The organism is Dactylosporangium sp. NPDC005572 (genome assembly GCF_040605515.1).
Lineage (GTDB): Bacteria > Actinomycetota > Actinomycetes > Mycobacteriales > Micromonosporaceae > Dactylosporangium.
Genome location: NZ_JBEXCY010000130.1, coordinates 23,170 through 31,642 on the forward strand (window position 1 = coordinate 23,170; position 8,473 = coordinate 31,642).

Below are 8,473 nucleotides of genomic sequence, written 5' to 3' on the forward strand. Positions count from 1 at the left end.
CCGCACAACGACGCCGGGCCGCACAACGACGCCGGGCCGCACAACGACGCCGGGCCGCACAACGACGCCGGGCCGTAGGAAGCGGTCCAGACCGGACGGCGATCCCGGGCTGCCGGACGCCACCCCGGGGCTGCCGGACAGCGAGCGGGCCGCAGGAGGCGCCTTGGCCGAGGACTCGCGTGCCTCGCCGTAGGTGCGAGCGTGCCGAAGAGTGGAACGCGCTCGCAGCGCGGCGGCCGGCGGGGCGGTAGGTGTGGGGTTGTGAGGCGGGGGCGGAGTTCGGGGCAGTAAGTTCGACGGCATGACTGTGCTCACCGAGGAAGAACTTCGCGCCGCGATCCGGCGGGAGATGCCCGGCGTGCGGGCCGACCTGGAGCGGCTCGTGCGGATTCCGGGGATTGCCTTTGCTGGGTTTGATCATGGGCAGGTTGAGCGGTCGGCTGAGGCTGTGGCGGAGTTGCTGCGGGGAGCCGGCGTGCCCGACGTGCGGATCGTGCGGAAGGGTGGGCAGCCGGCCGTCATCGGGCGCCGGCCCGCGCCGCCCGGGGCGCCCACGGTGCTGCTGTACGCGCACCATGACGTGCAGCCCATCGGTGACGCCAGCAAGTGGGAGACCGACCCCTTCGAGCCCGTGGAGCGGGACGGCCGGCTGTACGGGCGCGGGGTCGCCGACGACAAGGCCGGGGTCATGGCCCACATCGCGGCGCTGCGGGCGTTCGGCGACGACCTGCCGGTCGGGGTCGTGCTCTTCATCGAGGGCGAGGAGGAGTACGGCTCGGAGTCGCTCGAGGACCTCCTCCGCGAGTACCGGGACGACATCGCGGCGGACGTGATCGTGATCGCGGACTCCGGCAACTGGGACATCGGCCAGCCGGCGCTGACGACCGGGCTGCGGGGGATCGTCAACGGCTTCGTCGAGGTACGGGTGCTGGAAAAGGCCGTCCACAGTGGAATGTTCGGCGGGGCCGTGCCCGACGCGCTGATCACGCTGTCGCGGCTCATCGCGTCCCTGCACGACGACAACGGGGACGTGGCCGTGGAAGGGCTGGTGCGGACCGGGTCGGCGCCGCTGGACTACCCCGAGGACCGCTTCCGCGAGGAGGCCGGGCTGCTGGAGGGCGTCCAGTTCATCGGCAGCGGGCGGCTCGTCGAGCGGCTCTGGACCCGGCCGGCGATCTCGATCCTCGGCATCGACGCGCCGCCGACCGCGGGGGCGCCGAACGCCCTCATCCCGGCCGCGAAGGCGAAGTTCAGCGTGCGGATCGCACCCGGGGACACCGCCCAGGGCACGTACGACACGCTGATCGAGCACTTCCGCCGGCACGCGCCCTGGGGCGCCCAGGTGACCGTCGAGCTGGAGCAGCTCGGCGAGCCGTGCGTGATCGACGCGACCGGGCCGGCGTACGACGCGGCGCGGCAGGCGTTCACGGAGGCGTGGGACGGCGCCGCGCCGGTCGACATGGGCGTCGGCGGGTCCATCCCGTTCATCGCCACCTTCCAGGAGATGTTCCCGAAGGCGGCCGTCCTGGTGACCGGCGTCGAGGACCCGGAGACCGGCGCGCACGGTCCGAACGAGAGCCTGCACCTCGGCGAGTTCGAGCGGGTCTGCGTCGCCGAGGCGCTCCTGCTCGCCAAGGTGGCGAAGATCAGCTGAAAGATCAGCCGCGGGGCGGCAGCTTGACGACGCTCACGAAGAACTCGTCGATCTGCCGCACCACCGCGATGAAGCTGTCGAAGTCCACCGGCTTCGTCACGTAGGCGTTCGCGTGCAGTGAGTAGCTGCGCAGGATGTCCTCGTCGGCCTGCGAGGTGGTGAGGACGACGACCGGGATGCGGCGCAGGTCCGGGTCCTCCTTGATCGACTGGAGGACCTGCCGCCCGTCCACGCGCGGCAGGTTGAGGTCGAGCAGGATCAGGTCCGGCCGGGGCGCCTCGGCGTAACCGCCCTCGCGCCGCAGGTAGGCCAGCGCCTCCTCGCCGTCCGGCACGACGTTGAGCTTGTTGCGGACCTTGTGCTCCTCGAAGGCCTCCTGCGTCATGAGCACGTCGCCCGGGTCGTCCTCCACCAGGAGCACCTCGATCGGCAGGGACGCTTCCATCGGCGCGGTCATGACACAGACTCCTCGGTCAGGGAAACGTCGGCAGCGGCCGGCTCGGGCACCGGAAGCGTGAACCGGAACAGCGTACCTTCGCGGTGGGACGGGTCGATCCAGATCCGCCCGCCGTGGTATTCGACGATCTTCTTCGCGATCGCCAGCCCGATGCCCGTCCCGGGGTACGTCTCCTTCGCGTGCAGCCGCTGGAAGATGACGAACACCTTGTCGGCGAACTCGGGCTCGATGCCGATGCCGTTGTCCTCGACGCTGATCTCGTACTCGTCGTCGACCTGCCGGCAGTCGATCGCGATCCGCGGCGCGCGGTCCGGGTGGCGGAACTTGATCGCGTTGCCGATCAGGTTGCCGAAGAGCGCCCCGAGCAGCGGCTCCTCGCCGCGCACGGCCGGCAGGTCGGTGAAGACGATCTCGGTGCCGGTCGCCTCCCGCTGGGCGTCGAACTGCGCGGTGGCGTCGACGACCACCTTGTTGAGGTCGACGTCGGTGAACCCGGCGGTCAGCCGCCCGATGCGGGAGAACGCCAGCAGGTCGTTGATGAGCCGCTGCATGCGCTGCGCCCCGTCGACCGCGAAGCCGATGTACTGGTCGGCCCGCTCGTCGAGCTGCCCGGAGTACCGCCGCTGGAGCAGCTGGCAGAAGCTCGCCACCTTCCGCAGGGGCTCCTGCAGGTCGTGGCTGGCGACGTAGGCGAACTGCTCGAGGTCCCGGTTGGACCGGGTCAGCTCGGCGGCCTGCTGCTCGAGCATCCGGTTGGCCTCCTCGACCAGCCGGCGGGCGTCCTGCACGTCGGTGAGCTCGGCGTTGATCCGCCGGCGCATGGTGTCGACGTCGTTGGCGAGCGCGGCCAGCTCCGGCGGCCCCGTCCCGAGGATCTCGTGGTCGTAGTCGCCGCCGGCGACCCGCCGCACCTCGCTTGCGAGGTCGGTCACCGGGCGGGTGACCAGCCGCCGGAGCAGCAGCGCCAGGGCCGCGCCGGCCACGACCACGACGACCGCGGCGAAGATGAGCAGCACGATCAGCGTGCCGCTGGTCGAGCGCACCTGCTTGGCGACGTCGTCCCGCCGCACGGTGAGCGCGCGGGACAGCGAGTTGATGCGGTCCGAGGCGGCCGTGTACACGGCCCGTGACTGGTCGTTGGGTGCGGCGCGTTCGGGGCTGGGCCCGCTCGACCGCGTCTCGGCGATCAACGGTTCGGTGATTTCGCTGCGGTACCGCTGGGTCGCCTCCGCGACCTGGCGAACCCCGGCGAGCAGGGCCGGCTCGTCGGACAGCAGCCGCTCCGTGTCGGCCAGGATCGCGCGCTCCTGCTCCTGGGCGTCGCGGTACGTGTCGAGATCGGAGTCCCGGCCGGTCAGCACGAACGTGCGGGTGCTGGTCTGCTGGCGCAGCAGCTGCGAGTACAGCCGCTCGGTGTTGACCAGGGCAGGGGTGAGCCGGTCCATCACCTTGTTGGTGTCGGTCCGGTTGGCCGTCGCCGTGATCGTCGCGGTCACGGCGATCAGGCCGAGCAGCCCGGCGACGATCGCGCACAGCGCGATGATCCGCCGCCAGAGCGACCAGGAGGCTGGGGTCATGGCATCCTCATCCGGTTCGGGGGCTCAGCAGCAGTACCGCGATGTCGTCGGACACCGGCCCGCCGTTGTGCGCCTCCGCCTGCTGGGCCAGCCAGGCCGGCAGCTCCGGGGGCCGCGCACGGGACGGACGCTCCAGCACCCGGCACAGCCCGTCGACGCCGAGCCGCTCCCCGGCCACCGCGTCCGGGCCGGCGGCGCCCTCGATCAGGCCGTCGGTGTACAGCAGCAGTGACCATCCCGGCGGCCCGAGCGTCACCTCGCTGGCCGGGCGGTGCAGGCCCGGCATGACGCCCAGCACCAGTCCGGGGTCCACGTCGACCGGCTCGACCCGGTCGCCGTTGAGCAGGATCGGCGGCGGGTGGCCGGCCAGGCGGATCCGCGCGGTGCCGGCGGCGAGGTCGACGGTCGCCACCGCCACCGTCGCGAACAGCTCGTCGGAGCGCCGCTCGCTCACCAGCACCTGCTCCAGCGACGGCAGGATCTGATCCTCGGGCACCCCGGCGAGCACGAGCGCCCGCCAGGCGACCCGCAGCGCGACGCCCAGCGGGGCCTCGTCGACCCCGTGGCCGCACACGTCGCCGATGAGCAGGTGCAGGCGGGCACCCCGGTCGACGCCGATCGCGTCGAAGAAGTCGCCGCCGAGCAGCGCCCGGTCACGGCCGGGCCGGTAGATCGAGAACAGGTCGGCGGAGACGTCGTCCATCAGCGGCTTGGGCAGCAGGCCCCACTCCAGCCGGGCCGACTCGGCCTGGCGCAGCTCCGACTCGCGCAGCAGCCGCGCGTTCTCGTCGGCGCGCTTGCGCTCGACCGCGTAGCGCACCGCCCGCGACAGCCCGGCCCCGTCGACCGAGCCCTTGACCAGATAGTCCTGCGCTCCCTCGGCCACCGCGGCGATGCCGAGGTGCTCGTCCTCCAGGCCGGTGAGCACGCACACCGCCGTACCCTCGGCGGACATCAGCACCTGGCGCAGGCCGTCGAGGCCGCTCGCGTCGGGCAGCCCGAGGTCGAGCAGCACGCACTGCACGCCCGAGAAGCGGGGCCGCGCCTCCCGCATGGTCTGCACGATCTCCACGTCGAACGGCGCGTCCGCCTCCGCGAGCAGCTCACGCACCAGGAACGCGTCGCCCGGGTCGTCCTCCACGAGCAGCACGCGGATGCGCTCTCCGGCGAACGGCCCGATCCGGCGCCGGCGCGGATCCACCGTCGTGCCGAGGTCGGCCATGCTCACACCCACCCAAGGGGCCCAGGTATTTGTCGCACCGCACACATAGGGACGATCCTCTCCTAGGTGACGGCTCGCTGCACATGCGGGTGCAGTCTCTCAGGCGTGGCCCCTGGCGCGCACCGGCGGGCTGTATAGGCTTCGCCCGTGCACGGGCTGGAGAACGTCGTCGGACTCATCGCGGTCGTTGTGGCCACGTCGGTGGTCGCGCGCCGGATCGGCGTGCTGTCCCCGATCCTGCTGGTCATCGTCGGGATCGGCATCTCGTTCATCCCGGGGGTGCTGGAGATCGAACTCGAGCCCGAGGTGGTCCTGCTCGGGATCCTGCCGCCGATCCTCTATGTCGCCGCGCTCGAGACCTCCGTCCCCGCGTTCAAGTTCAACCTGCGACCCATCCTGCTGCTGGCGGTCGGCCTGGTCCTGTTCACCGCCGCCGCCGTGGGGTTCACGCTGAAGATGCTGCTTCCAGGTGTACCCCTGGCGGCGTGCTTCGCGCTGGGAGCGGTGGTCGCGCCGCCCGACGCGGTGGCGGCGACGGCGGTCGCCCGGCGGATCGGGCTGCCCCGCCGGGTGGTGACGGTGCTGGAGGGCGAGAGCCTCATCAACGACGCGACCGCCCTGGTGACGCTGCGCGTGGCCGTCGCCGCGGCCGTCGGCCAGGCGGTCGACGCCTGGTCGATCACCGAACAGGCAGCGGTCGCGGTCGTCGGCGGCGTCGCGATCGGCGTGCTGGGCGGCATCGTCATCGGCTTCGTCCACAAGCGGATCACCAACCCGCTCATCGACAACGCTGTGTCGCTGCTCACTCCCTGGGTGGTGTTCCTGCCGGCCGAGTCGATCCACGCGTCCGGCGTGGTCGCCGTGGTGGTGACCGGCCTGATGCTCGGGCACCGGATGCCGACGCTCATGTCCGCCGCGTCCCGGCTGCAGATGGACGCTTTCTGGCGGATGGTGAAGTTCCTCCTGGAAGGTGCGGTCTTCCTCCTCGTCGGACTGCAGATCCGCAGCCTGATCATGCAGGTCGAGCGGTCGTTCTGGTTCACCATGGGCGCGCTCGTGGCGGTGGTGGGCGTCGTCATCGTCGCGCGGATCGCCTGGCTCTTCCCCACGACGTACTTCACCCGCCTCATCCCGCGGGTGCGCCGGCGCGACCCGTCGCCACCCCTGGCCGCGCCCGCGGTCATCTCCTGGGCCGGCATGCGGGGCGCGGTCACCCTGGCGGCCGCGCTTTCGCTGCCGACCGAGCTCGCCAACGGCCAGCCCTACCCGCGCGGGCTCTTCGTGCTCCTCGCCTTCGGCGTTATTGTTGCCACTCTTGTACTGCAGGGAGCCACGCTGCCGACCGTCGCCCGCTGGCTGAAGGTGCCACCGGACGACGAGAAGGAGGACGCGCTCGCGGAGGCGTCGGTGCAGCACGAGGCGTCGCGGGCCGGCAAGCGCCGGCTGGAGGAGGTCGCCGCCGACGCGCCCGAGGGCGTCGTCGATCGGCTGCGGCAGGTCGCCCTGAGCCGGTCGAACCTGGCCTGGGAGCGCCTGGGCCGCTCGGACCGCGAAACGCCGTCCGCCGCGTACGCCCGCCTGCGACGCGAGATGCTCAACGCGGAGCGCGAAGTGTTCCGGCAGGCCCGCGACAGCGGAAGGATCCCGGAGGAGACGCTGCGCCAGGCGCAGCGGGACATGGACCTGGAAGAGTCGTTGCTCGAGCGCGGAGACCATGAATCGTGACGTGTGATCACATTGAGTCCTCGGAGAAGGCTGACCCGCCGGCGGGACTCGAAGGGTGCCCGGAATGTCTGGCCATGGGCTTCCACGACTGGGTTCACCTGCGGCAATGCCTCGCCTGTGGGCACGTCGGGTGCTGTGACTCCTCGCCGCGCCGGCACGCCACGCAGCATTTCCTCACCACCCGTCACCCGGTGATGCAGTCGATCGAGCCGGGCGAGTTCTGGCGCTGGTGTTTTGTGGACGAAACGGTCGGGTAGACGCCCCCACGCCCCGGGTCCCACCTGCGGGTACGCGTCTTCTCAGCCGGTTCTAAGGAGACGCGGGACACAATCATGCCAAGGTGGGCATGGCGACCGGTGCAAACGTGTTGCCATGGTCAACGGGGAATGACTCGGCTGGTGACGGGGTTTGGGGGCACTCCATGGCGAGCTCGGCATGGTGAACGCGATATTAGATCTTGTGGGCGGGCCGGGCGTGCTCTACGCCGTCGTCCTCGTCCTTCTCACCGTTGATGCGTTCGTTCCCGTCGTCCCCGCTCAGGCGCTGATGATCGGCGGCGGCATCCTGTCCGCGACCGGCCACGTCCAGCTCTTCCTGCTGGTCCTCGCCGGCGCCGCCGGTGTCGTGGCCGGCGACCTACTGGCGTTCCTCGTCGGCCGGCGCCTCGCCCACCGCGACTCGACCCGGCTCACCGCCCGGCGCAAGCCGCGGGCGATCACGCTGCGGCTGACCGAGGCGATGCGCAAGCACATCTTCCTGGCCGTGCTGTTCTGCCGGTTCGTCCCGGCCGGCCGCATGATCACCGCTGTGTACGCCGGCCGCAACGGCGTGTCGGCCCGCCGCTTCGTCACGTACGACGTCATCGCCGCGACCCTCTGGGCTTCGTACGGTGCCCTGCTCGGCCACTTCGGCGGCGAGGCGATCGCCAGCTCGTCGTGGGTGCCGCTCGCCATCGTCGCCGCCTTCGCCGTGCTCTTCCTCGCCGGTGCCCCGCTGGTCGGCCTGGCCAACCGGGCCCGCCGCCGCGCCGCGGTCGGCCGCGCCCCGGTCGTGCGCACCCGGATCGTCCGCTGCCGCAATGCCGTCGAGACCCTCGCCTCCGTCGAGCCGCTGGCCGCGATCGAGGTCATGGCCGCCGCCGAGGCGGTCGCGGCCGCCGAGTCGGTGGTCGTCGAGGTGAACGGCCTCCAGGCCACCGCCTGATCCCGGTCCCTGCAGCGCCTGTCGGCCCGCGCCGCGGATCACGGCCCAGAGCGGTGCGGAGTTGCTCGCGGAGCCGGTCGTCCCGGCCCGCACCTGGGTCCAAATGACATCGCGGGCTCTTGAGGCAAGAGCCCGCGCCCTGTCTACAGCCAGGGGCGCAACCCGGTGACCGGGTCGCGCCCCTGACTGATGGTCCCGCGAAGACTACGGGCTGATCTGCTGACCGTTGTCGTTCCAGGTGTTGTTGCTCCACTGCGGCATGGTCGAGGCGGAGAAGGCCTGGGTGCCGTAGTAGCCACCCTTGGGCCAGAAGCCGCCGCCGGAGGCGCGCATGAACTTGTTGTTCGTGACCTTGCCGTTGGTGATCTTGTAGTTGGCGTCGTACCAGTAGAACGAGTACCCGCCGCCGTTCATCAGGTTGCTGTCGACCACGACATCGCTGATCGAGCCGATGTCGGCCTTGAGCAGGATGCAGGACGTCTGCGTGTGCTGGTTCTCCAACCGGTTGTGCAGGATCCGGATGTACTTCGCGTTGGTCGACTGGATGACGTCGTTGTGCTGGGCGGAGCCGACGCCGTTCGGGTCGTGCAGCCAGGAGTCCTGGACCGTGCCCACGCCGTCGATGCGCAGGATGT

The 8,473-nt window shown here is 71.2% G+C and carries 8 protein-coding genes; 4 read left to right on the forward strand and 4 right to left on the reverse strand.

Going from position 1 to position 8,473, the window contains the following annotated elements:
• Window positions 1–301 precede the first annotated feature (301 nt).
• Complete coding sequence (locus ABZS66_RS41130) at window positions 302–1,654, forward strand: dipeptidase (protein WP_354767599.1); 1,353 nt, start codon at window positions 302–304, stop codon at window positions 1,652–1,654.
• Window positions 1,655–1,658: 4 nt separating this feature from the next.
• On the opposite strand, the gene ABZS66_RS41135 is transcribed toward ABZS66_RS41130, so the two are convergent.
• From ABZS66_RS41135 to ABZS66_RS41145, 3 genes are read right to left on the reverse strand one after another with little or no spacing between them, the layout of a single operon-like run.
• On the reverse strand, window positions 1,659–2,111 hold the full coding sequence (locus ABZS66_RS41135; RefSeq protein ID WP_354767601.1) for a response regulator: 453 nt from the start codon (window positions 2,109–2,111) through the stop codon (window positions 1,659–1,661).
• Entirely contained in the window at window positions 2,108–3,688 is a 1,581-nt protein-coding gene (locus ABZS66_RS41140; RefSeq protein ID WP_354767603.1) for an ATP-binding protein, read from the reverse strand. The genes ABZS66_RS41135 and ABZS66_RS41140 overlap by 4 nt, the downstream gene beginning before the upstream one ends.
• 7 nt (window positions 3,689–3,695) lie before the next feature.
• The gene (locus ABZS66_RS41145; RefSeq protein WP_354767605.1) at window positions 3,696–4,910 is read right to left on the reverse strand and encodes a fused response regulator/phosphatase; all 1,215 of its coding nucleotides are present in this window, start codon (window positions 4,908–4,910) and stop codon (window positions 3,696–3,698) included.
• A gap of 147 nt (window positions 4,911–5,057) precedes the next feature.
• Between ABZS66_RS41145 and ABZS66_RS41150 the strand changes: the two genes are divergently transcribed.
• From ABZS66_RS41150 to ABZS66_RS41160, 3 genes are all read left to right on the forward strand, one after another.
• Complete coding sequence (locus ABZS66_RS41150; RefSeq protein WP_354767607.1) at window positions 5,058–6,635, forward strand: Na+/H+ antiporter; 1,578 nt, start codon at window positions 5,058–5,060, stop codon at window positions 6,633–6,635.
• 74 nt (window positions 6,636–6,709) lie between these two features.
• A complete protein-coding gene (locus ABZS66_RS41155) occupies window positions 6,710–6,892 on the forward strand; it encodes a UBP-type zinc finger domain-containing protein (protein ID WP_255782493.1) in 183 nt (60 codons plus the stop codon).
• Window positions 6,893–7,043: 151 nt separating this feature from the next.
• Entirely contained in the window at window positions 7,044–7,838 is a 795-nt protein-coding gene (locus ABZS66_RS41160; protein WP_354767609.1) for a DedA family protein, read from the forward strand.
• Window positions 7,839–8,042: 204 nt separating this feature from the next.
• Here ABZS66_RS41160 and ABZS66_RS41165 read toward each other — a convergent pair.
• On the reverse strand, window positions 8,043–8,473 hold a 431-nt coding region (locus tag ABZS66_RS41165; protein WP_354767611.1), incomplete at its 5' end, for a hypothetical protein.

Excerpts from the sequence above, each read along its gene's own strand:
- ABZS66_RS41130 (WP_354767599.1), top strand. The coding sequence starts at position 302 with ATGACTGTGCTCACCGAGGAAGAACTTCGCGCCGCGATCCGGCGGGAG.
- ABZS66_RS41135 (WP_354767601.1), bottom strand. The coding sequence starts at position 2,111 with ATGACCGCGCCGATGGAAGCGTCCCTGCCGATCGAGGTGCTCCTGGTG.
- ABZS66_RS41140 (WP_354767603.1), bottom strand. The coding sequence starts at position 3,688 with ATGACCCCAGCCTCCTGGTCGCTCTGGCGGCGGATCATCGCGCTGTGC.
- ABZS66_RS41145 (WP_354767605.1), bottom strand. The coding sequence starts at position 4,910 with ATGGCCGACCTCGGCACGACGGTGGATCCGCGCCGGCGCCGGATCGGG.
- ABZS66_RS41155 (WP_255782493.1), top strand. The coding sequence starts at position 6,710 with ATGGGCTTCCACGACTGGGTTCACCTGCGGCAATGCCTCGCCTGTGGG.